The sequence below is a fragment of the Arthrobacter sp. MP_M4 genome, from assembly GCF_035984855.1.
Taxonomy (GTDB): domain Bacteria; phylum Actinomycetota; class Actinomycetes; order Actinomycetales; family Micrococcaceae; genus Arthrobacter.
This window is the reverse complement of record NZ_JAXCHX010000013.1, coordinates 67607-89140: the sequence shown is the minus strand read 5'-3', so window position 1 is coordinate 89140 and position 21534 is coordinate 67607. Positions and strand designations below refer to the sequence as shown.

At 68.7% G+C, this 21534-nt stretch carries 20 protein-coding genes; 8 read left to right on the top strand and 12 right to left on the bottom strand.

The window, feature by feature from the left end:
* Positions 1-62: 62 nt before the first annotated feature.
* Together RCH15_RS11435 and RCH15_RS11430 are read right to left on the bottom strand one after the other, a co-directional pair.
* Positions 63-602, bottom strand: coding sequence for an NUDIX hydrolase family protein (locus RCH15_RS11435; RefSeq protein ID WP_326960779.1), 540 nt, complete (start codon positions 600-602; stop codon positions 63-65).
* 63 nt (positions 603-665) lie between these two features.
* Positions 666-1442, bottom strand: coding sequence for a VOC family protein (locus RCH15_RS11430; RefSeq protein WP_326960778.1), 777 nt, complete (start codon positions 1440-1442; stop codon positions 666-668).
* Positions 1443-1602: 160 nt separating this feature from the next.
* On the opposite strand from RCH15_RS11430, the gene RCH15_RS11425 reads away from it, so the two are divergent.
* On the top strand, positions 1603-2202 hold the full coding sequence (locus tag RCH15_RS11425; RefSeq protein WP_326960777.1) for a YdeI/OmpD-associated family protein: 600 nt from the start codon (positions 1603-1605) through the stop codon (positions 2200-2202).
* Between the two features lie 24 nt (positions 2203-2226).
* Here RCH15_RS11425 and RCH15_RS11420 read toward each other — a convergent pair whose 3' ends face one another.
* The 5 genes from RCH15_RS11420 to RCH15_RS11400 form a co-directional block, all read right to left on the bottom strand.
* On the bottom strand, positions 2227-4140 hold the full coding sequence (locus tag RCH15_RS11420) for a glycogen debranching N-terminal domain-containing protein (RefSeq protein WP_326960776.1): 1914 nt from the start codon (positions 4138-4140) through the stop codon (positions 2227-2229).
* A gap of 60 nt (positions 4141-4200) precedes the next feature.
* Positions 4201-5376: an ABC transporter ATP-binding protein gene (locus tag RCH15_RS11415; RefSeq protein ID WP_326960775.1), complete on the bottom strand. Its 1176-nt coding sequence runs from the start codon at positions 5374-5376 to the stop codon at positions 4201-4203.
* Positions 5373-6965, bottom strand: a complete 1593-nt coding sequence (locus tag RCH15_RS11410; protein ID WP_326960774.1) for an ABC transporter permease — start codon at positions 6963-6965, stop codon at positions 5373-5375. Before RCH15_RS11410 ends, RCH15_RS11415 begins: the two co-directional genes overlap by 4 nt.
* 5 nt (positions 6966-6970) lie before the next feature.
* Positions 6971-8026: an iron ABC transporter substrate-binding protein gene (locus RCH15_RS11405; RefSeq protein WP_326960773.1), complete on the bottom strand. Its 1056-nt coding sequence runs from the start codon at positions 8024-8026 to the stop codon at positions 6971-6973.
* Between the two features lie 165 nt (positions 8027-8191).
* Positions 8192-9442: a glycoside hydrolase family 76 protein gene (locus tag RCH15_RS11400; RefSeq protein ID WP_326960772.1), complete on the bottom strand. Its 1251-nt coding sequence runs from the start codon at positions 9440-9442 to the stop codon at positions 8192-8194.
* 149 nt (positions 9443-9591) lie between these two features.
* Here RCH15_RS11400 and RCH15_RS11395 point away from each other — a divergent pair, with 149 nt between their 5' ends.
* Entirely contained in the window at positions 9592-10446 is an 855-nt protein-coding gene (locus RCH15_RS11395) for an SDR family NAD(P)-dependent oxidoreductase (protein ID WP_326960771.1), read from the top strand.
* Positions 10446-11669: an acyl-CoA dehydrogenase family protein gene (locus RCH15_RS11390; protein WP_326960794.1), complete on the top strand. Its 1224-nt coding sequence runs from the start codon at positions 10446-10448 to the stop codon at positions 11667-11669. The genes RCH15_RS11395 and RCH15_RS11390 overlap by 1 nt, the downstream gene beginning before the upstream one ends.
* A 7-nt stretch (positions 11670-11676) precedes the next feature.
* Here the strand turns inward: RCH15_RS11390 and RCH15_RS11385 are convergent, their stop codons facing one another.
* Together RCH15_RS11385 and RCH15_RS11380 are read right to left on the bottom strand one after the other, a co-directional pair.
* Positions 11677-12534 carry a DUF1684 domain-containing protein gene (locus tag RCH15_RS11385; RefSeq protein ID WP_326960770.1) on the bottom strand — a complete coding sequence of 286 codons (858 nt, stop codon included), beginning with the start codon at positions 12532-12534 and terminating at the stop codon, positions 11677-11679.
* Complete coding sequence (locus RCH15_RS11380; protein WP_326960769.1) at positions 12509-12829, bottom strand: TetR/AcrR family transcriptional regulator; 321 nt, start codon at positions 12827-12829, stop codon at positions 12509-12511. The genes RCH15_RS11385 and RCH15_RS11380 overlap by 26 nt, the downstream gene beginning before the upstream one ends.
* A 149-nt stretch (positions 12830-12978) precedes the next feature.
* On the opposite strand from RCH15_RS11380, the gene RCH15_RS11375 reads away from it, so the two are divergent.
* From RCH15_RS11375 to RCH15_RS11360, 4 genes are all read left to right on the top strand, one after another.
* A complete protein-coding gene (locus RCH15_RS11375) occupies positions 12979-13134 on the top strand; it encodes a hypothetical protein (protein ID WP_326960768.1) in 156 nt (51 codons plus the stop codon).
* A 153-nt stretch (positions 13135-13287) separates the two neighbouring features.
* A complete protein-coding gene (locus RCH15_RS11370) occupies positions 13288-14142 on the top strand; it encodes a Rieske (2Fe-2S) protein (protein ID WP_326960767.1) in 855 nt (284 codons plus the stop codon).
* Between the two features lie 116 nt (positions 14143-14258).
* The gene (ppc, locus tag RCH15_RS11365) at positions 14259-17075 is read left to right on the top strand and encodes a phosphoenolpyruvate carboxylase (RefSeq protein ID WP_326960766.1); all 2817 of its coding nucleotides are present in this window, start codon (positions 14259-14261) and stop codon (positions 17073-17075) included.
* Positions 17076-17116: 41 nt separating this feature from the next.
* Complete coding sequence (locus RCH15_RS11360; protein ID WP_326960765.1) at positions 17117-17422, top strand: hypothetical protein; 306 nt, start codon at positions 17117-17119, stop codon at positions 17420-17422.
* Positions 17423-17438: 16 nt separating this feature from the next.
* On the opposite strand, the gene RCH15_RS11355 is transcribed toward RCH15_RS11360, so the two are convergent.
* From RCH15_RS11355 to yczR, 3 genes are all read right to left on the bottom strand, one after another.
* Positions 17439-18065 carry a DedA family protein gene (locus RCH15_RS11355; protein ID WP_326960764.1) on the bottom strand — a complete coding sequence of 209 codons (627 nt, stop codon included), beginning with the start codon at positions 18063-18065 and terminating at the stop codon, positions 17439-17441.
* Positions 18066-18143: 78 nt separating this feature from the next.
* Positions 18144-19094: an RluA family pseudouridine synthase gene (locus RCH15_RS11350; protein ID WP_326960793.1), complete on the bottom strand. Its 951-nt coding sequence runs from the start codon at positions 19092-19094 to the stop codon at positions 18144-18146.
* Between the two features lie 177 nt (positions 19095-19271).
* Positions 19272-20783, bottom strand: coding sequence for a MocR-like transcription factor YczR (yczR, locus tag RCH15_RS11345; protein ID WP_326960763.1), 1512 nt, complete (start codon positions 20781-20783; stop codon positions 19272-19274).
* Positions 20784-20844: 61 nt separating this feature from the next.
* Between yczR and yczE the strand changes: the two genes are divergently transcribed.
* Entirely contained in the window at positions 20845-21477 is a 633-nt protein-coding gene (gene yczE / locus RCH15_RS11340; protein WP_326960762.1) for a membrane protein YczE, read from the top strand.
* Positions 21478-21534 lie beyond the last annotated feature (57 nt).

The window sequence follows — 21534 nt, the reverse complement described above, 5'->3', positions numbered from 1 at the left end:
TGCGGTCCGCCCACCAGTCTACAAAGGCGCGCATGCGAAGTTGGGGACCCAGCGTCAGGCGGTCAGTTCCCGACGCCGGCGAACGCCAATGCCTGGCGGATCAGGGCGCCGCGGCCGCCGCTGAATTCGAGCTGGACATCCGAGCTCATGACTTCCTGCGGGGTCATCCAAGTCAGTTCCAAGGCGTCCTGCCGCGGGGAGCATTCGCCGGTGACCGGGATGACGTATGCCAGAGCCACGGCGTGCTGGCGGTCATCGGTAAAACCGGTGTGGGACGGGGACGGAAAGTATTCGGCCACCGTAAACGGCACAGGGCTGATGGGCAACTGCGGAAAAGCCAGCGGACCAAGATCTTTCTCCATGTGGCGCAGCAAGGCCGCCCGGATGGTCTCGCGGTACAGCACCCGGCCGGAGACCAGCGAACGGACCATCGTCCCGTCCTCCTCGGCCTGCAGCAAAGTGCCGACCTCGTTCACGAACCCGAGCGGATCAAGCCGGACCGGGACGGCCTCGACGTAGACCATGGGCAACCGGCCGCGGGCCTCGAACAAATCATCTTCGGAGAGCCAGCCGGGGTTCGGGTCAGGAGTGCGAACGTTCATGGTTAAGTTCTACCCCATCCCTGCGGCCGGGACGTGCTCCCACTCACCCTGCGGGCGGCGCCCTCACCCTGCAGGCGGCGCCGCGGAGATCCAGACCGGCGGCCGTGCGGCCTGCCCGCCTGCGTCGGGGTTCGCTACATGCAGGTTGGGGATGGCCGTCTCACCGGCTGCTGCCGCTTCGAGTCCGGCCGCGGCGAGACGCCCGCGGAGGGCAGCGAAGTCGCCGGCATATTCGAAGCCGAAACCGGCCCGCCCGGCCCCGGCGCCCGTGCCGACCATCAGGACACCGCCGTTCTTGGCAGTGAACGTCTCGGACTCCGCCGTGTTGGTGTCAGCGCCGCCACTGCCGCCGCCAGGGGCCCGGACCGGGCGGGGGCGGGCACCGATGTTGCGCAGGGTGTGCGCCGCCGCCACGGCGTCGCCGGCGAACCAGACCAGGACGACGGTGATGTCCGGGTCGGCGGCCGCTGTCCCTCCCCAGCTGCCGTCGGCGGCACGTACGGCCGGGTCGGCAAGGAACGTGAATCCGTCCGGGGCGCTGACGCGGCAGGAGGGGCCGTGGTCCGCGTCGATGAGTTCCGCGCTGGTACCGCCCTCTGCCGCCCCTGCCTCTGCGGTCCGCCGGGCAAATTCCGGTAAATCGCCCACTTCGACGCCAAAGGACGTGGTGCCGTCCTCGGGGGCGCCCGCCTCGACCAAGTGCAGGGCGAGGCGGCCGGAACCGGCATCGAACTCCCGCCAGGTGGGCTCGTTGACCACTTTGACCAGGCCCAGCCCGGTAAGCAACCGCTCCCATTGATCCAGGCGGGAGGTGAAATGGATCGGGCGGACACGCAGCATGGTCGCTCCTTGGGTTTGTACGGGTTTTCGGCTCTCAGGGACATCGTCCCACCAAGCGGCGCCACCGGGCAGTGCCGTTGGTCCATGGGCGATTGGTCAGTGGGCCATTGGTCCGTGGTCAGGCCGTGCCGGATAAACCACGTGGGGGCAGAATGGTGCCATGGCCGTTGAACTGGAAGAACTGCTCGTCAAGGATGCTGCCCAGTGGCGGGATTGGCTGCAGCAACACCATGCTCACAGCCCCGGCGTGTGGCTGGTGCTGCACAAGAAGGGCGGCTCGGTGACGGAGCTCGATTACGAGGCCGCCGTCCAGGAAGCTCTCTGTTTTGGTTGGATCGACGGCCAGGGGCGGCGGCGTGACGAGCACAGCTCCTTCCAGCGGATGACCCGCCGGGGACCGAAAAGCATGTGGTCCGCCCGGAACGTGGCACGGATCGGCCGCCTGGAGACGGCAGACAAAATGACTCCGGCGGGCCGTGCCGCGGTGGACAGCGCCAAGGCTGATGGCCGGTGGGAAGCGGCCTATTCCGGCTCCGCGACTGCGGAAGTCCCCGAGGACCTCGCCGCGGCCATCGCGGCCGAGCCCCGGGCGCAGGCCATGTTTGAGGTCCTGACCTCCGTCAACCGGTATGCCCTGATCTACCGGACCAACGCGGTCAAGCTGGCCGCCACCAGGGAACGAAAAATCGCGGGGTTCGTCGCGATGCTCGCCCGGCAGGAAACGCCGTACCCGCAGGCCAAACGGCCGCCCGCCCCCTGACGCCCGCCTAACGCTCGGCGTCTGCTAAAACCCGACGCCCAGGGCCTGGGCGAGAACCACTGCCGAGGCTGAAGACCACGCCTGGGGATGGCACGACGCCGGATACGGCACAGCGCGGCCGGCCTCGCCGGCGCTGATCCCGGCAAAGAGTTCCGGCAGGCGGTGCCCGAACGAGGCGGAGGCGGCCAGCAGGCCTTCGGCAATGGTCCGGGCCTCGGCGAGGAACCCCTCGGCGAGCAGCCCGCGGACCGCGATCGCGGTGTCATGGCTCCACACCGAACCGCAGTGATAGCTGAAGGGCCAGAATCCGGCCGCCCGGCGGGAGATCGTGTGCACGCCGTAGCCGGAGAACAGTTCCGGGCTCAGCAGACGGTCCGCCACGAGCCGGGCCTCGGAAGCATCCAGGATTCCGGTGCCGAGCAGGTGGCCCATGTTGGAACCGGGGATGTCCAGCGCTTCACCGTGCCCGTCCAAGGCCATGGCCGGGAAGGGACCGTCGTCGTCCTCGACCCAGAAGCGTTCGCGGAAGTTGTGTTTGAGCGCTTCCGCGAAGTCCCGTAGCGCCTGCCCGCCGGGTTCGCCGTAGGCGTCGAAGAGTTCAGCGGTGTCCACGGCGGCCTGATAGGCGTAGCCCTGGACTTCGGAGAGCGCAATCGGCCCGTCAGCCAGCCGGCCGTCACGGAACTGCATGGCATCCCGGGAGTCCTTCCAGCCCTGGTTGCTCAGCCCGTGGCCGGAAACGTCCAAGTAGCTGAGGAAGCCGCTGTTCGCGCTTCCACTCGCGCCGCCGGCGGCAAGCAGCCATTCGACGGCTCGGGCGGCGTTGGGCAGGAGTGAACGGACCGCGGCGTCGTCGAGCCCGGCGCGGCCAAGCTCGGCCAGCAAGCACAGCCACAGCGGGGTCGAATCCACGGCGCCGTAGTACACCGGGGGCAGACGCAGGCCCTGGCTTTCCAGGACCAGTTCCTTGGACCGGAGTTCGTGCAGGATCTTGCCGGGCTCCTCGGCGGCGGCGGGATCGTGGCGTACGCCCTGGAACTGGGCCAGCGCCCGCAGCGTTCCGGCCGCGAGCCCACCGTCGAGCGGCAGGAGCAGCCGTGCTGCCCACAACGAGTCGCGTCCGAAGAGGGTGAAATACCAGGGCGCACCAGCGGCGGCGAACGGCGCGTCGGGCAGCTTGCGGGTGGCCAGGCGGAGCCCGGCGAGTTCATCGAGCGAGTTGTCCAGCAGCGCGCCCAGGGCGCCGGATGGTTCGGCCCGGACCCGGCGCGGGCCGGCCGGCCGGGCCGCGACCACGGCGTCCTCGGTGTCAACCAGCACCGCCTGCCACTCCGCCTCAAACGCTTGGCCCCGGCGGGCCGTGCCGCGCCAGCGGAGCCGTTCACCCGCGGCGGCGCTGCCGGGTGCGGCGACGGTCAGGGACCGCCCGCCGTCGCGCCAGCGCAGCGTGGAATCGTCTGCGGAGAACGGGGCGGAGGGATCCCGGAAGCGGCTGAGTCGAATGGCCGCCATGTCCGTGAAGTCCGCGGCGAGCTGGATTTCAAGGTCCACATCGAGGGACTCAAGGGAGGTGGACACGGTCAGTGAGTGCCGGACCACCCCGGGGGTGACCGTCCAGGTCTGGAGAAGTTCGACGGCGGGGTCCTCGGTGGGTCCCGGGATGCCGCGGACCAGGCCGCGCACGCGCAGCACTCCGCCGGCCTCGGTTTCGACGGTGGCGGGTTCCGGCTCGAGACCGTTCACCCGGACCTCGGCCCGGCACAGCATCCGCGTGTCCCCGTGCAGCAGGCCGGTAAACCAGCCGCCGCCCGCGTCCCCGGAGGAACCGGACACCCCCGTGCCGCCGCTGCCGCCCAGCCGCCCCTCCGCGTCGAGCCACACCTGGGTGGGAGCGGCCACGGAACAGTGCTGGCGGTGGAGTGCTGGCTGAATGCTCATGCGCACCACCCTATGCGGGGAGGCAACCCGGCTCAACGCCACCCAGCGGGTCCGCTGCCGCTAGGCCGACGGCCGGTCGTCCATCGGGAAGGCCACGGCCTCACCGACGACGCGCAGGCACAGCTCCGTGCCGGGGCGGGCGATCGAGGCGTTCCAGTGCCGGATGGTAATGATTTCACCGCCGCCGGGGTAGCGGTGGTCGGCGACGGCACCGGCCGCCAGGACGGGCGGGACGGCGAGCTTGAGCCGCACCGTGGTTTCCGGACCGAAGTAATCGGTGTCCACGACAACGCCCCGGATGGGCCCGTCCTCGGCGATCCGGATCTGCTCCGGCCGGAGCATGAGCTGGACCCGGCCCTGCGCCGGGGGCCGCCGGACGGGGATGCCGCCAAGCGAGCAGGTGGCCAGCGAACCTTCCATCCAGGCGTCCAGAATGACGGCGTCGCCCAGGAATTCTGCGGTGGCCCGGTCCGCGGGGCGGGTGTAGACGATGAACGGGTTCCCGATCTGGGCCAACCGTCCGCCGCGCATCACCGCGACCTGGTCCGCGAACGACAGCGCTTCGCCCTGGTCGTGGGTGACCAAAATGGTGGTGACGCCGGCGTCCTGGAGCACTTTGCCCACGGCGCGGCGGGTTGCCACGCGCAGGCCGGCGTCCAGGGCGGAGAACGGTTCGTCCAGGAGCATCAGTTCCGGTTCGCGGGCGAGGGCCCGGGCCAGGGCCACGCGCTGCTGCTGCCCGCCGGAGAGCTGGTGCGGGCGCCGTCTGGCCATGGCCGGGTCCAGCGAAACCATTGCCAGCAGTTCGGCCACCCGGTCCCGGGCTCCGCGGTGGCCGCCGGGGAGCTTGGCGGCGTCCAGCCCGAATGAAATGTTCTGCCCGACGTTCAGGTGCGGGAACAGGGCGCCGTCCTGTGCCACGTAGCCCACGTGCCGTTTGTGCGCCGGGACCCAGACGCCGTCGCCGGCCACCTTGGCGCCGTTGAGCGAGATGCTGCCGGTGTCCGGGTGTTCAAAACCGGCGATCAACCGCAGCAACGTGGTTTTGCCGGAGCCGGACGGCCCCACGATCGCCGTCGTGCCGCCTTTGGCTACGGAGAGGTTCACGCCCTTGAGGACAGCCTGGGGGCCGAAGGTCTTGGTGACAGCGTCAATCTGCAGATGGCTGTTGGTGCTGGTGGCGACGGACGCGGCGACCCGCGGTTCCGGGAGCCGGGAAGGGCTGGAATCGGTCACTGTCCCGCTGCTTTCTTGGACTGCTGGAAGAGGAGGTAGGTCATCGGTGCCGAAATCAGGATCATCAGCAGAGCGTAGGGCGCGGCGCCGGCGTAGTCGATTTCGCTGCTTTTGCTCCAGAACTCGGTGGCAAGCGTCCGGGTGCCGTTGGGCGAAAGCAGGAGCGTTGCCGTCAGTTCGTTCACGATCGCCAGGAACACCAGCGCGGCGCCACCCGCCGCGGCGGGGGCTGTCAGCCGCAGCGTCACCCGGAGGAAGGCCAGCAGCGGCGGCTTGCCGAGCGCTTGCGCGGCCTCGTCGAGTTCCTTCGGCGCCTGCGCCAGGCCGGAACGGAGGTTTACCAGCGCGCGCGGCAGGAACAAGAGCACATAGGCCCCGACGAGCAGCGCCGAGGTCTGGTAGAGATTGGGTGCGGTCTTGATGCTGACCGTCACGAAGGCCAGGCCCACCACGATCCCCGGCATGGAACTGGTGATGTAGTTGGACAGCTCGAGGGCCTTGCTGAACCAGCTGGGGTGGCGCACGGCGAGGTAGGCCATCGGGAACGCGACGACGGTGGTGGCCAGGGCCCCGGACGCGCCGTACATCAGGGTCTGCAGCAGGGCCGGCACGAACTCGTCCGCAGCCCAGATGTCCGCGCCGCCGGCAACAATCCAGCGCAGGACGAAAGTCAGCGGAAGGCCGAAGGCCAGTCCGGTGAGGGCAATGAGGAGCAGCTGGGACGGGAGCTGGTAGGCGTGCAGCCGAAGGCGGAGGGCGCGGGCCTGGGCGCCGGAACCCACCCGTGCATACCGGGCGCTGCCGCGGCTGCGCACTTCACCGAGCAGCAGGAGCAGGCAGAGGAACACCAGGACGCTGGCCAGCATGTTCCCCGCGGTGCCGTTGAACGTGGACTGGTACTGCACCATGATCGCGGTGGTGAAGGTATCGAACCGGATCATCGCGAACGCCCCGTACTCGGCCAGCAGGTGCAGGGCCACCAACAGCGCCCCGCCGGTCATCGCGATGCGCAGCTGCGGCAGCACGACGCGGAAGAAGGTTCGCCAGGCGCCCAGGCCAAGGGACGCGGCGGACTGCTCAATGGCCGGATCCAGCCGGCCCAGCGTGGCCGCGGCCGGAATGTAGACCAGCGGAAAATAAGACAGGGTGGCGATCAGCACGCCGGACCACAGGCCCTCGAGCGAGGGGACTGCGGAGACCCAGGCGTAGCTGTTGACGAAGGCCGGAATGGCCAGGGGGGCTGCGAGCAGTACGGCCCACCAGGTGTGCCCCACCAGGTGGGTGCGCTCCACCAGCCACGCGCCGCCCACACCCAGGATGAGGCACAGCGGGACGGTGATCAGCATCAGCAGCACCGTGTTCAGCAGAAGCATGCCGACGCGTTCCCGGAAGATCAGTTCCATGGCCGTTTCCCATCCGGTGGCCACGGTCATGACAATGACATAGCCCAGGGGAATCAGCGCGAAGAGGGCGATCAGGACCGCCAGGACTGAGATAACAGAAACGCCGAAAGGCGGGCGGGGGCTTTTGCCCCTGCCCGCCGTCGTCGTGCCCCCGGATGGTGCGGGAGCCGCCAGCTTGGTACTCACTTGGGTTACAGCAGTCCCGCCTTGGTCATCAGCTCGGTGACCTTTGCGGAGTTGAGCTTGGCCGGGTCCACCGTGGGTGCCTGCAGTTCCGGAAGCGGGACAAGCTTCTCGTTGGCCGGAACGTCGGAGGCGATGGCGTATTCGAAGGACGTGCCGTTCTTGAGGACTTCCTGGCCCTTCTTGCCGGTGATGAACTTGACGAAGGCCTGGGCCGCCGCGGCATTCTTGGAAGACTTCAACACACCGCCGCCGGAGACGGACACGAAGGCGCCCGGATCCTGGTTCTTGAAGTAGTGCGGGGTGACGTTCTGGGAGTTCTCGCCGGTCTTGGCCTGGTCGCCGTAATAGTAGTAGTGGTAGATCAGTGCTGCATCGACTTCGCCGGCATTGACCGCCTTCATGGCCGTGCTGTTGCCCTTGTAGGCCTTGGAGTTTTCCTTCATGCCCTGGAGCCATTCCTCGGTGGCGGCTTCGCCTTTGAGTTCCAGCAGCGCGGAGACGATGGCCTGGAAGTCGGCGCCGGAGGGCGACGCCGCCCACTTGCCCTTCCACTCCGGCTTGGCCAGGTCCAGCATGGAGGCCGGCAGCTGGTCTTCGCTCAGCTTGGCCTTGTCATAGACCAGTACGGTGGAGCGGGCAGCGATGCCGGTCCACTTGTTGGTCGACGGGCGGAATTCGGCGGGCACCTGGTCGACGGTGGCTTTGTCGATATCGGCGAAGAGTCCGGCGTTTTCGACCTGGGCCATGGCCGGGGAGTTTTCGGTGAGGAAGACGTCGGCGGGGGAGGCCTGGCCTTCCTGGATGATCTGGTTGGACATCTCGGTGTCCGAGCCCTGCCGCATGGTGACCTTGACGCCGGTTTCCGCGGTGAAGGCGTCCACCCATTCCTTGGTCAGGGACTCGTGCTGGGCGTTGTAAACCGTGATCTCACCGGCAGGTTTGCCGTCAGCGGCGGCGCTGCCGCCGGAAGTGGTGGAGGCGCCGGAGCCGCAGGCGGCCAGGCCGAGCGCGGCGGTGGCGGCAAGTGCGATACCTGCCAGCGCGTTGGTGCGGATCTTCATGGGGCTGCTTTCTGGAGGAAGGTCTTGGGAACCCTAGCCCCCTGTGAGCGGGGGAAGTTAGGGCATGCTCACTACGAAAAACTGTAGGTTAGCCAAACCTAAGCAACCAAGCTGAGCGGCCCATTTGTGATGAGGATCACATCAATTACGAAACTATTGCGTGACCTAATTGGTGGCGGATCCGGCGGGCCGCTCCGGCGGTTTCGCCTGCGCCCGGGCCGCCGGGCCCCTGCTCCGGCCGGCAATGGCGGCAGCGGCCTCCAGGATCATCCAGGCCTGCAGCTGGGTGGATAGTTCGACGGCGGCGCCCGCCGGGTAGGCGCGCCTCGCCGGTACTTCGGGGCGGCTGGAAAACACCAGCCGGTTTCCCCCGCGGGCCAGGGGCTCCTGTGCCGATAGAGCCCGGCGGCCGGCCCAGAGGGCGGCGGCCGTGTCGTTCACGAGGGCCGCGGCGCTCGCCCGGGTCTCCGCCGGCAGCCGCCCATCGACGGCGGCGAGGGCCAGGTAACGGCCCAGGATGCCGGTGAACAAACCGCCGTCTCCGGTGCCCTCGCAGCGCAGCACCTGGACGTGGCGGCCCAGAACCGACGCCGGGAGGGTAAGAGAGCGCGCTACGGACGCCACGAGTGCGGCGGCCCTGGCCAGGTTGGTGGCGCCGCCGAGCTCCAGCAGCGCACCAAGCACGGGGCCCTGGTTGTAGGTGTAGATGGCACTTTCCAGCACCACTTCGCCGCCGGGAGCGATCCGGAGTCCGTCCCGGTAGAGGCCCTGTTCGGAGTCGAGCAGGCGTGCGTCCAGCCAGTCCTGCAGGGCCTGCGCCCTGGCCGCATCGCCGGTCCGGGCGTAGTACAACGCCACCGGCGCCGTGGCCGGAGTGTTCTTGAAATCGCGCTTCTTGCTCCAGAAGATGCCGCCCCCGAGGTCGTCCGTGGAGGCCGACGCGAATTGCAGCGTGAGGCTCCGCAGGACCCTGGCGTTGCGGCGGCGGCCGGCTTTCTTGCGGCTGTCCCTCGCGAGGCCCTCCAGGCGCAGCGTGGACAACGCCAGCCAGGCCATGTCGTCGTAATAGCCGTTGACGACGGTGAGGAGATTGCGGAGCCGGATACCGGTGACCAGCCGGGAGGCAAGCCGGCCGGCGCTGGGCCGGTGCGCGCCGTCGAATCGCGTTCCGGGGCTGCCTGCCGGGCCCAGTTCGCGGCGTCCGGTGTCCACGAGGCAATCCACATAGTGCGCCTGCCACCAGTAGTGCCAAGGCCGACCCAGGTTCCTGACCCGGCCGGACGGTCGCTCGATTGCGGCGATATGGGTGCCCGGCAGGAAGAAGAGCCGCTGCCCGAACAATCTGGTCACCGACCGGGCCGCCTCGTCGGCCCGGAAGGACCAGTCGGGGACGGCGGGCAGGTCGGCGGGGATCATGGGTCCAGCCTAGTAGCGGCCGTGCGTTGCGGGGCAAAGGTGCTTTAAGCGGCCATTCCAGTTAACATTCACTAACTAACGTTCCCCGTCGGTTCAGGACGCTGCCCGCAGTGTCGTGGCGGGTTCCGGTGCCACATCAAGGAGGATGCATGGACATCAAAGGTACAGTTGCGCTGATTACGGGCGGGGCCTCGGGCCTGGGGGCAGCGACGGCGCGTCGGCTGTTCGCTGCCGGTGCCTCGGTGGTGCTGGTGGACCTGCCAGGCTCCGCCGGCGATGCGCTCGCCGCGGAGCTGAATGCCGGGCCCGCTGCTGACGCGAACGCCGGCGGCAATAAGCCGGAGGCCCCCCGGGGCGACAGTCCGGAGCTGACGGGCCGCCGGGCGGTCTTCGTGCCCGCCGATGTCACCCGCGAAGCCGAGGTCCAAGCCGCCGTCGACGCCGCCGCCGCCCTCGGTCCGCTGCGGATCGTGGTCAACTGCGCCGGGATCGCGACGCCCGGCAAGGTCCTGGGCCGTGACGGCGTGCTGCCGCTGGAAACCTTCAACAAGGTCATCCAAATTAACGTGGTGGGGACTTTCAACGTCATCCGCCTGGCGGCCGCCGCGATGGCCGCCACCGAACCGGCCGTGACCGGACTGGGCGGTCCGGAGCGCGGCGTCATCATCAACACCGCGTCCGTTGCCGCCTTTGACGGCCAGATCGGCCAGCCGGCCTACGCCGCCTCCAAGGGCGCAGTGCACGCCATGACGCTGCCCATCGCCCGGGAACTCGCACGGTCGCTCATCCGGGTGGTGACGATCGCCCCGGGTATTTTCGAGACGCCCATGATGGCCGGGCTGCCGCAGGAGGCGCAGGATTCCCTGGGGCGCCAGGTGCCGCACCCGTCCCGGCTGGGCCGGCCCGCTGAATACGCGAACCTGGCCGCCCACATCGTTGATAACGCGATGCTCAACGGCGAGACCATCCGCCTTGACGGGGCCATCCGGATGGGGCCGAAGTGATGCAGGCCGGGCTCGGTGACCCGCCGGTTGCCGCTGATCCGGTTGCGGGGCTGCCCACTGCGGACTTCTTTGGCTTCGAGTCGATGCTCAACGCCGCGGAGCAGGCGAAGCTGGCCGAGCTGCGCGGATTCCTGGCCCGCGAGGTGGCGCCGTTCGCCGCGGACTGGTGGAACAAGGCCGAGTTCCCTGCGCACATCCTGCCCAAACTGGCGGCCCTGGAGCTCAGCGCGCCGGCACAACGCGGCTACAGCAACCTGTTCGCCGGGCTGGTGATCGCGGAGATCACCCGGGTGGACACGTCGCTGGCAACTTTCTTCCTGGTCCACCACGATCTCTTCGTTGAGTCGCTCTACGGATTCGGCTCCGAGGAGCAGAAGGCGCGCCTGTTGGCGGACGCCGCGAACCTGCGGACCACCGGGGCGTTTGCGCTGACCGAGCCGGAGCATGGGTCCGACGTCGCCGGCGGCATGGAGACCACTGCCCGCCGCGTTCCCGGCGGAGCGCCCGACGGCGGTGACACCTGGGTGCTCAACGGCGTCAAGCGGTGGATTGGGAACGGGACGTTCTGCGACTACATGCTTGTCTGGGCCCGCGACGAGGCCGGCGGCGGCATCCGCGGTTTCATTGTCGACGCCACCCTGCCGGGGGTCAGCAGGAGCCGGATCGAGAATAAAATCGCGCTGCGCACCGTACAGAACGCCGACATCGTCTTTCACAACGTCCAGGTGGCCGAGGCAGACCGTTTTGCCGGGATCAACAGCTTCGAGGACACCAACGAACTGCTGCGCGGTTCACGCATCATGGTGGCCTGGCAGGGTGTGGGGCAGCAGCTGGCGGCATTCGACGTCGCCCGGCAGTACGCCGTCGAGCGCCGGCAGTTCGGGCGGCCACTGGCGAAGTTCCAGTTGGTCCAGCAGCAGCTGGTGACGATGCTCGGCAACGCGGTGGCGAGCATGGGGATGATGGTCCGGATCGCGCAGCTGCAGGATGCCGGCGCGGCGGACATGCCGCAGGTGGCGCTGGCGAAGTCCTATGTGAGCGCCAGGATGCGCGAGACGGTGGCGATGGGCCGGTCGCTGCTGGGCGGCAACGGGATCGTCACCGATTACCGCATGGCCAAGATCTTCGCCGACGCCGAGGCGATCTACACCTACGAGGGTTCATATGAGATCAACACCCTGATCGTGGGCCGGGCGGTGACCGGGGTGTCCGCGATCGTCTAGCCGCGGACTAGAAAGATACTGGGTCCTTTTCCCCGGCTTCGATCCGGCAGTCCAGGCTGTTGTTCTTCACCGGCATGGGGCAGGTCCCGTAGGGGGTGAAGGCACTGGGGTAATTGATGGCGCGGTTGAAGTCCAGGATCACCGTAAGATTTCCCTGATCATCGACGCGCGGCCGGGTGGTGGAGACCTTCCGCCATTCGGCCGTTGCCTTGTCGGGCGGCCCTGCGCCGTTGGTCTCGTCGTGGAACGTTACCGTCAGGGCGCCGAGCTTCTCCTCCTCGGCCTGCAGCCGGAACTCGTGGTCCTTGCCCGGCAGCCGGAACACCAGCTCGCCCACCGAGCGGTGCACCCCGTCCACCAGCGGGTTGGCGGTGGCGATGGGCATGTCCACCGGCTCCGGGTTGGGGTGGAAACGCGCCTCAACGACGAGGTCGGGCCGGTAGTCGAAGGTGGGGACGCCGTCGAACCCGGTGAACACCGGCGACTGCGAATCCCGGGTCCGGAGCGCGTAACGGCCGGCCCGCATGGCGAGCTCCACCACAACCTGCCGGCCGTCCGGCCCGCCGAACTGCACCCACATCAGGGACTCCTCGTCGGACAGCCCCGCGCTGATGGTGCCGTCCACCGCGCCGCCGGTGTCCACGAGCGTCAGCCCGTCGGCGGCGGCGGCGGTGAGAAACGCCGTGGTGCCGTCCGTGGACCACACGCCTGGCACGAGGTCGACGGCGGCCGGACTCTCCGTCAACCACGAAAACGACGTCAGGGTGAGCCACCCGTACTCACCGGCAAGGGCGTCGTTGCGGTTCTTGCGGAAACGCTGCCAGCGGGCGAAGCGGGCGTCAGGACCGGTGGGTGCGATGGTCACGGGTTCCTTCCAGGCTTGCGGCCTCGGCGGCGGCATGCAACTGCCCGGTCCAGACGCCGTCCACCTGCTCGAGGTAGGCGAGGATCAGGTCGTCCTTGGCTGGGAAGTACTTGTAGAAGGTGGCCTTGGCCACCCCGGATTCAGCGATGATTGTGTCGATGCCGGCTGCCCGGAGGCCGTGGGCATAAAAGAGCCGGAAAGCCGTCACCTTGGTCCTGTCCCTGGCCTGCCCGGCCGGGGTCCGCATGGCCAGGGATCCGGCGGCCAGGAAGGCTGTGGCTGCGGCGGGCGTCATAGCTTCATGGTACATAGACCAGTCTGTCCACGGGATCCCGCGGGATCCCGCGGCGGCCGGTAAGGCCGGCAGCGAGGTGATGGTCAACGCCACCAGCGGTATGGGGTCCCTGCCTGCCCTGGCCGCCGCAGGCTCCGCAAACCAAGACGGTGGCAGCCCGACTGCTGGCGGACCTCGGCCGCCGGGACATCATCGACCTGGCCGATATCACCACCGCCCGTGGCACGGAGATGCTGCTGCCGGTCTGGCTGCGGCTCTGGGGGGCTTTCGGCAACGCGGACTTCACCTTCAAAGTTGCCCGGTGAGCTCCTGAGCCTTGATCCCGCCGCGGGAGGGTGGAACACTGTGTCCATCTGCCGCCCGGCAGCGCGTCCTTCCAACCGTGACTTCTCCGATGGACAACACGGAGCACCCCGTTCTGCGCAGTCCCATCCCAGCCCCAAGGCACAGGAGCCGTTATGAACCCGCTAGATTCCCTTGTCGCTTCCATTGAGCGCTTTGACCGGTTGGACGGGTTTGCGGCCGCCGTGTCCGGGGCCGTCGGCACAGCGGTGCACCCGCGTGCTGTGCGGAACATTCTCAGCGGCACCATCATCGGCCATCCGGTCCACCCCCTCCTCACCGACATTCCCATCGGCGCCTGGAGCATGGCGGCGATCCTGGATACGGTGGGCGGCAAGGCGTCGGAGCCGGCAGCCGACCTCCTCGTGTGGGTGGGCATCGCTGGCGCTGTTCCCACGGCGGCAACCGGCCTCAACGACTGGTCCGATACCCAGGGAAAGCCGCGCCGGGTGGGCCTGGTGCACGCCGCGGCCAACACCGTAGCGCTCGGCCTGTATACCGCTTCTGCGGTGGCGCGCGTGGCGGGACACCGCGGGCTCGGCAAGTCTTTCGGCCTGGCAGGGTTTGGCATCCTGATGTTTGGCGGGTTCCTCGGCGGCCACCTCAGTTACGCCAACGCGGTGAACGTGAACAAGACGGCTGACCGGAACGGACCGTCGCAGTGGACGCCGGTGCTTGACGACGGCGACCTGCCCGACGGCGGCCACCGCAAGGTTGAGGTGGGCAAAGTCTCGGTGCTCCTGTACCGATCCGGTTCCGCTATCAAGGCCCTGGACAGTGTGTGCAGCCACATGGGCGGCCCCCTGGACAAGGGGGATATTGCTGACGGCTGCGTCACGTGCCCCTGGCATGGAAGCACGTTCCGTCTGGACGACGGAAGCGTCGTCCGGGGCCCGGCCACCCGCCCGCAGCCCGCCTATGAGACCCGGATCAGCGAGGGACGGATCGAGCTCCGCCGGACGCCCGGCTAACAGGGGCGGATTCCCCGCGGGGCCGGAGGCCGGGTAGCATCCATGGGTACAAGTAACCCGGCTCACAGTATCCAGCGCAGTGTACGAGCCAAGTCCAACCCTGAGGGATTGTTTCCATGGCCGACACTGCAACGAATTCCGCCGCCGATCTTGCCGCCGAGCTGCGCGCCGATGTCCGCCGGGTCTCCACTCTTCTCGGCGAATCCCTGGTCCGCCAGCACGGCCCGGAACTTCTTGACCTGGTGGAGCAGGTGCGTCTGCTGACGAAGGAATCCAAGGAAGCTGCCCGCGGCGGGGCAGATGCGACCGGCCCGTGGAGTTCCTATGATGTCGTCGCCCAGGTCCGCGAACTGCTCGGGTCGCTGCCGTTGGACCAGGCCACCGACCTGGTCCGCGCGTTTGCGTTCTACTTCCATCTGGCCAACGCAGCCGAGCAGGTACACCGGGTCCGGGGCCTGCGCACCCGGCAGGAAAAGGACGGCTGGCTGGCCAAAGCCGTCGCCGACGTCGCCGGCCAAGCCGGCCCGGCGGTCCTGCAGGAGGTTGTGAACGAACTCGATGTCCGGCCGGTCTTCACCGCGCACCCCACCGAGGCGTCCCGCCGGTCCGTCCTTGACAAGGTCCGCCGGCTCTCGGACATCCTCGCTGAGAGCACGGCGGAGGACACCGCCGCACGACGCCGGCAGGACCGCCACCTGGCGGAAGTGATCGACCAAATGTGGCAGACGGATGAACTCCGCCAGGTCCGGCCCACTCCGGTGGACGAGGCCCGCAACGCGATCTATTACCTCACCGGCATCCTGGGCGACGCCCTGCCGGAGATGCTCTCGGACTTCTCCGATCTGCTCGGCGAACACGGCGTCACCCTTCCCTCAGAACGGGCGCCCATCCGTTTCGGTTCCTGGATCGGCGGTGACCGGGACGGCAACCCCAACGTCACCGCGGCGGTCACCCGGGACATTCTGCAGATCCAGAACCAGCATGCAGTCCGGATCAGTATCGGCCTCATTGACGGACTGATTTCCATCCTGTCCAACTCAACGGCGCTCGCCGGTGCGGACCAGGCGTTGCTCGACTCGATCGACGTCGACCTCGGGAATCTTCCGGGTCTGGACCGCCGGGTCCTGGAGCTCAACGCCCAGGAGCCGTACCGGCTCAAGCTCACCTGCATCAAGGCCAAGCTGCTGAACACCGCCCGGCGCGTCGCGGCCGGGTCTGCGCACGAGCCCGGCCGCGACTACGCCGCCACCGCGGAGCTCCTCACCGAGCTGGGCCTGCTGGAGCGCTCGCTCCGCAACCACCACGCCGCGCTCGCCGCCGACGGCGCCCTGGCCCGGGCCCGCCGCGCCATCGCCTCCTTCGGGCTGCACCTGGCCACCCTGGACATCCGCGAACACGCGGATTACCACCACGACGCCGTGGGGCAGCTGATGGACCGCCTCGGCGGGCCCGGCCTCCGGTACACCGAGCTGAGCCGGGCGGAGCGGATCGAGGTGCTGGGAGCAGAGCTCGCCTCCCGCCGCCCGCTTTCCGGCCACCCGATCAAGCTCGACGGCGCGGCCGACGGCACCTACGACGTCTTCCGCGAGATCCGGCGGGCGCTGCGCACCTACGGCCCGGACGTGATCGAGACCTACATCATCTCGATGACCCGCGGCGCCGACGATGTCCTGGCCGCCGCCGTGCTGGCCCGCGAGGCCGGGCTGGTCAATCTCTTCGGCGCTGACCCGTATGCCAGGATCGGCTTCGCTCCGCTGCTGGAAACCGTGGAGGAGCTGCGGGCCTCGGCCGAGATCGTGGACGAGCTGCTCTCCGATCCCTCCTACCGCGAGCTGGTGCGGCTGCGCGGGGACGTCCAGGAAATCATGCTGGGCTACTCGGACTCCAACAAGGAATCCGGCGTGATGACCAGCCAGTGGGAAATCCACAAGACCCAGCGCAAACTCCGGGACATCGCGGCGAAACACGGCGTCCGGGTGCGCCTGTTCCACGGCCGCGGCGGTTCCGTGGGCCGGGGTGGCGGGCCCACCTATGACGCCATCTTGGCCCAGCCGAACGGGGTGCTGGAAGGCGAGATCAAGTTCACCGAGCAGGGTGAGGTCATCTCGGACAAGTACTCCCTGCCTGAGCTGGCCCGCGAGAACCTGGAGCTATCGCTGGCGGCGGTACTGCAGGGCTCGGCGTTGCACCGCACCCCGCGCACCTCGGAGGATCAGCGCGAACGCTACGGGTACGTCATGGATATCATTTCCGATGCTGCCTTCGACCGGTACCGGACGCTGATCGATGACCCCGATTTGCCGGCCTACTTCGTGGCATCCACCCCGGTGGAACAGTTGGGGTCGCTCAATATCGGTTCCCGGCCATCCAAGCGGCCCGATTCGGGGGCCGGGCTCGAAGGCCTGCGGGCCATCCCGTGGGTGTTCGGCTGGACCCAGTCCCGTCAGATCGTGCCGGGCTGGTTCGGTGTGGGCTCCGGGCTGAGGGCCGCCCGCGAGGCAGGCAACGCCGCCCAGCTGGTGGAGATGATGGACGGCTGGCACTTCTTCCGCTCCGTGGTCTCCAACGTTGAGATGACACTGGCGAAGACGGACATGGATATCGCCGGCTACTACGTGTCCACCCTGGTGCCGGCGGAACTGCACCACCTCTTCTCCGCCATCCGGGCCGAGTACGAGTTGACTGTCAGCGAGATCCAGAACCTGACCGGCGAGAACCTGCTGCTCGATGCGCAGCCCACCCTGAAGCGTTCACTGGAGATCCGCGACCAATATCTCGATCCGATCAGCTACCTCCAGGTGGAGCTCCTGCGCCGGGTGCGTGCCGAGTCCGCCGGGGAGGACATGCCCAACGGTGAGATCGACGAACGCCTCCAGCGCGCCATGCTCATCACGGTCAACGGCGTGGCGGCGGGCCTGCGCAACACCGGCTAGGCCGGGCAGGGTCCGGCGGCACGTCCCGATAGGGTAGGTGTATGCCGTCGTTCCAGACCAGACTGAAGATTACCGGGCTCAAGCCGGGCACCCTGCCCGAGGCCGTTATGGCCGCCGCCGTCGAAGCGCTGGAGACGCGGCACCATGTCGAGGCGAACCAGTTGGACCTGGCCGGCGGCGTTCCGCAGTTGAACCTGCGCTTCCTCGTGGAGCCCACCTCGCACAGCGGTGAGAACAGCCAGGCGCTGGAGTCGGCAGCCATGATGCGCGACGCCGTCGAACGCGTCGCGGTGACCGGGAACCTGCTGGTCCTCCGGCGCAACCGTGGCCGCTGGGCGCCCGTCTAGGAGCCGGCTGCCGGACTTAGAAGTCCAGCTCCTCGTCGGGCCCGTCGACCACGGGGGAGCGGTTGCCGCGCTTGCGTGTGACAATGATGCCCACGACGGCGCCGATCACGACGCCTACGCCGACGCCGATCAGTGAGCTCGCCCAGAACGGCAACCCGGTGGCCGCACCGGTCGCGTAGCCGAGGCCGACGGACCAGCTGGCCCAGAGCAGTCCGCCCAGAGCCGCGCAGAGGCTGAATCCGCGGGTGGAGACGTTGGCGATCCCGGCGGCGGCAGTCGTGGCGAGCCGTCCGCCCGGGATGAAGCGGATACCGATGATGGCCCCGTATGTGGTGGACCGGCCCGCCTTGCCAAGAGCCGAATGGACGGCCTGATGGAACGCCCGGCCCCACCGCCAGCGGTCCAGGACATGGCTCAGGCGCCGTTTGAAGAGCTGGAACACCAGGATGTCCCCGAACCAGGACGCTCCGGCGGCGAGGAGCACCACCAGGAACGGGTTGGCCCGGCCAATGGCGGACAGCGCACCGCCGGTGATGACCACCATCTCGGACGGGATGGGCGGGAAGAGGGCATCGCCCATGACAACCGGGATGATCCAGAAATAGATCGCGTCCCCCCAGCTGTCAGCGTTGCCGAAGTCCATGGGCACAAGGTACCGCACTTCCGGCTCCGCTCCGGTCCATGCCGGATTTTACCGTCCCGGGTCAGATTTGTGGCAGCCTCAGCCGGCCTCGCTGAGTTCCAGTCCGCTGCGGTACTCCACCGGCCTCCGGGTGATGGGGTCCACGAACCGGATCCCCCGGGCCAGGAGCTGCAACGGCTTCGAGTAATCGTCCGGAGCCTTGTCCAGCAGCTCCGGGTAGAAGGCGTCATTGACGATTCCCAGCCCCAGCGAGGCCATGTGCACCCGGAGCTGGTGGGTCTTGCCCGAGTGCGGCTCCAACCGGTACACGGCCCGGCGGGCGGGGCCGCCGTCGGGTGCTTCCGGGGCGGGTCCGTCGAAGGTCCGCAGCTGCTCAATCCTCGTCTCGGCGTTGGGCTCGCCGTCGATCACCTCGGCGAGCAGGTAGCTGCGGGACTTGGTCATCCGGTTCCGGACCACTATGGGGAAGTCGACGGCAGGGTGTCCGGGCGCGGGGTGGGCCGCGGCCACGCACTCGTACTCCTTTTGGACCTGGCGCTTCTCGAAAAGCACCTGGTAGTTTCCCCGGGTCTCGGGATTGGTGGACAACAGCAGGATTCCGGCCGTCATACGGTCCAGCCGGTGCATGGGGATCAGGTCTGGCAGCCCCAGCTGGTTCCGGAGCCGGACCAGCGCCGACTCCTGGATGTAGGTGCCGCCGGGGGTGGTGGGCAGGAAATGCGGCTTGTCCACCACAAGAAGGTTCTCGTCCTGGTGCAGGATCCTCAGTTCCACCGGGATGCGGGTCTCCGGCGGCAGCGTGCGGTAGTACCAGATGAACGTGTGGTGCCGGAGCGGGGTGCTGCGGTCCAACGGGATGCCGGCCGCGCCCACGATCTCGCCGGCATCGAAGCGGTCCTCGATGCCCTGCGGGTCGATGTGCCCCCAGCGGTGCATCATGTAGTCCAGAGCGGTGTCCCACGGCCCCTCGTCCGGAAGGCGGAGACGGGTCGCGTTGACGCCGTCGCGCACGGGCAGAGGGGATTGCATCACCGGTCCATTCTACTTTGCCGTACCCACCTACACCGTTTCCTCCGCCGCTTCGACGGTTCCCTGCGCACTCGATGGTTCTCAGCGTCGGGTGGGCAGGGAACCGTCGAAATGGGCCGGGGCGTGGGCGTGGGCGTGGTGGCGGGGGCGGGGGCTCGGGGGCGGGTGGGCCCGGGGTCAGGCGATGGCTGTCGCCGGCGTGGGTCCTGTTCTGCTGCGCAGTTGCGGGGAAGTTTCCACCCGGCACTGGGCTGCCCGCAGCGCCTCCACCGCGGTGTGGAGCTGGTCCGGGGGCAACGTGAAGGGCACCCGGAGAAAGTGCTCGAAGGCACCGCCGGTGCCGAACCTGGGGCCGGCCGCCAGCCGGATGCCAAAGTCCGGGGCCACCACCGCCAGGGCCGTGCTGATGGGGGCCGGCAGCCGGCACCACACGGACAGCCCACCGTCGGGCCGTTCACTCTGCCAGCCCGGCAAGCGTTCCGCGATCAGGTCCAGCAGCGCGTCCCGGTTCTCCCGCAGCGTGGCCAGCCGGGCCGGGAGCGGCTCGGACAAAGCGTTAACCAGATGGGCCGCGGCGAGCTGTTCCACCACCGGGCCGCCAAGGTCCATGGTGGTGCGCGCTGCGGCGAAGCGCTGGATCAGGGGCTCCTCGGCCCGGATCCATCCGGTCCGCAGGCCGGCCCAGTGCGACTTGCTGAGCGAGCCGATGGAAACGACGGCGGGGCTGAAGGCGGCCAGCGGTGTGGACTCGGCGCCGTCGAGGTTCAACGCCCGGAGGGTTTCATCCGCTACCAGAATCGTTCCGGCTGTGGCCGCGGCGCGGACCAGCCGGCGGCGCTGGGGATCGGACATCAGCCGGCCGGTGGGGTTGTGAAAGTCGGGAACCACGTAGGCCATCGCCGGCCGCTGTTGCAAGAGCGCGGTTTCGATCGCCGCCACGTCCCAGCCCGGGCGGCCGCCCGAAGACGGATCGGACCGGGTCCCGCCGCGCGCGGCCGGCATGGCCACCGGAACCAGCCGGCAGCCCGCGGCCCGGATGGCGTCAAGCGCATTGGGGTAGCTGGGATGCTCCACCAGGACCTTGTCAGCCCGTCCGGCCAGTGTACGCAACACGATGTTCAGGGCGTGCTGGGCACCGGAGGTCACGAGTATCTGCTGCGCGGTGGTGGGTACGCCGGCCGCCGCATAGTGCCGTGCGATGGCGTCCCTGAGCGGGCGGACCCCGAGTGCGTCGTAACCAAAGCCGGGCAGGAGCGCCGGAAGCTCGGTCAGGGCGGAGGCGAAGGCCCGGTGGACCACCTCGCCGCTGGCGGGCAACGAGGCGTAGGCGAGGTCGAGGATCCCGTCGGGAACGGCCAGGCCCGGGGCGCCGCTAAGGTGTGCCCCGCCGCCGTTGCCACCCCCCGGAAGAGTGATTTGCGGGATGCATGTCCGGCCGCGGCTGCCCTGCCCGCTGCTGAGGAAACCCTGCTCGCGCAGCTGGGCGTAGGCGGCGGTGACGGTTGTCCGGCTGGTGCCGAGTGTTTCGGCCAGGGCCCGTTCGCTGGGCAGCGCGACGTCCAGCGGCACGCGGCCATCGAGGACCAGCAAGCGGATGACGTCGGCGAGTTCCCGGTAGGCGGCGCCCGTGCCGCGGTTCCATCGGCCGAGCAGCCGGTTTAGCGAACGGGGACTGAGCGATCCTGGCATAGGACCAGTATTTCAAACTGGCTATGGATTACAAGGCCAGTTCTCGGAGAGGATGGGTGGCATGATGACCCGCAGGCTCTTTCAGCTCTTTGTCGGCCTCGCCATGTACGGCATATCCCTGGCCATGTTCATCCGTGCCGGACTCGGCCTGGACCCGTGGGATGTGTTCCACCAGGGCCTCGCGGTCAAAACCGGGCTGAGCATCGGCACCGTGGTGGTGATCGTCAGCTTCCTGGTGCTTCTCCTGTGGATTCCCCTGCGCCAGTGGCCGGGGGTGGGCACCTTGTGCAACGCCGTGCTGGTGGGCGTCTTTGCCGACGTCGGGCTCGCCGTGATTCCCGGAATCTCCCACCTCGGTGGGCAGGCCGGAATGCTTGCCGGGGCCATTGTGCTGAACGGCATTGCTTCCGCCTGTTACCTCGGTGCCCGGTTGGGGCCCGGTGCACGGGACGGCCTGATGACCGGGCTCGCCCGGCGGACGGGCTGGTCCGTGCGGACGTCCCGGACCGGCATTGAAATCGTCGTTCTCGCCGCGGGGTGGCTGCTCGGCGGTTCGGTCGGCATCGGAACCGTGCTCTACGCCCTGGCGATCGGGCCGCTGGTGCAATTGCTGTTGCCGCGGTTCACCGTGCCGGAGCCGGAGAAGGCGGTGCCCGCCGGGGTGGCAGCCGATCCGGCAACCGCCGTCCCCTGAGCCGCGACCTGAGCCCTGCCCGGAGCCCTTCTGTGGGACGACGCCGGGTCCTGGCCA

Bases quoted from the DNA above. Each gene is read 5' to 3' on its own strand.
- RCH15_RS11425 (WP_326960777.1), top strand. From the start codon at position 1,603: ATGGCCGTTGAACTGGAAGAACTGCTCGTCAAGGATGCTGCCCAGTGG.
- RCH15_RS11380 (WP_326960769.1), bottom strand. From the start codon at position 12,829: ATGACGCCCGCCGCAGCCACAGCCTTCCTGGCCGCCGGATCCCTGGCC.
- RCH15_RS11370 (WP_326960767.1), top strand. From the start codon at position 13,288: ATGAACCCGCTAGATTCCCTTGTCGCTTCCATTGAGCGCTTTGACCGG.
- RCH15_RS11350 (WP_326960793.1), bottom strand. From the start codon at position 19,094: ATGCAATCCCCTCTGCCCGTGCGCGACGGCGTCAACGCGACCCGTCTC.
- yczE (WP_326960762.1), top strand. From the start codon at position 20,845: ATGATGACCCGCAGGCTCTTTCAGCTCTTTGTCGGCCTCGCCATGTAC.
- RCH15_RS11400 (WP_326960772.1), bottom strand. From the start codon at position 9,442: ATGATCCCCGCCGACCTGCCCGCCGTCCCCGACTGGTCCTTCCGGGCC.
- RCH15_RS11430 (WP_326960778.1), bottom strand. From the start codon at position 1,442: ATGCTGCGTGTCCGCCCGATCCATTTCACCTCCCGCCTGGATCAATGG.
- RCH15_RS11355 (WP_326960764.1), bottom strand. From the start codon at position 18,065: ATGGACTTCGGCAACGCTGACAGCTGGGGGGACGCGATCTATTTCTGG.
- RCH15_RS11360 (WP_326960765.1), top strand. From the start codon at position 17,117: ATGCCGTCGTTCCAGACCAGACTGAAGATTACCGGGCTCAAGCCGGGC.
- ppc (WP_326960766.1), top strand. From the start codon at position 14,259: ATGGCCGACACTGCAACGAATTCCGCCGCCGATCTTGCCGCCGAGCTG.
- RCH15_RS11435 (WP_326960779.1), bottom strand. From the start codon at position 602: ATGAACGTTCGCACTCCTGACCCGAACCCCGGCTGGCTCTCCGAAGAT.
- RCH15_RS11420 (WP_326960776.1), bottom strand. From the start codon at position 4,140: ATGAGCATTCAGCCAGCACTCCACCGCCAGCACTGTTCCGTGGCCGCT.
- RCH15_RS11405 (WP_326960773.1), bottom strand. From the start codon at position 8,026: ATGAAGATCCGCACCAACGCGCTGGCAGGTATCGCACTTGCCGCCACC.
- yczR (WP_326960763.1), bottom strand. From the start codon at position 20,783: ATGCCAGGATCGCTCAGTCCCCGTTCGCTAAACCGGCTGCTCGGCCGA.
- RCH15_RS11395 (WP_326960771.1), top strand. From the start codon at position 9,592: ATGGACATCAAAGGTACAGTTGCGCTGATTACGGGCGGGGCCTCGGGC.
- RCH15_RS11390 (WP_326960794.1), top strand. From the start codon at position 10,446: ATGCAGGCCGGGCTCGGTGACCCGCCGGTTGCCGCTGATCCGGTTGCG.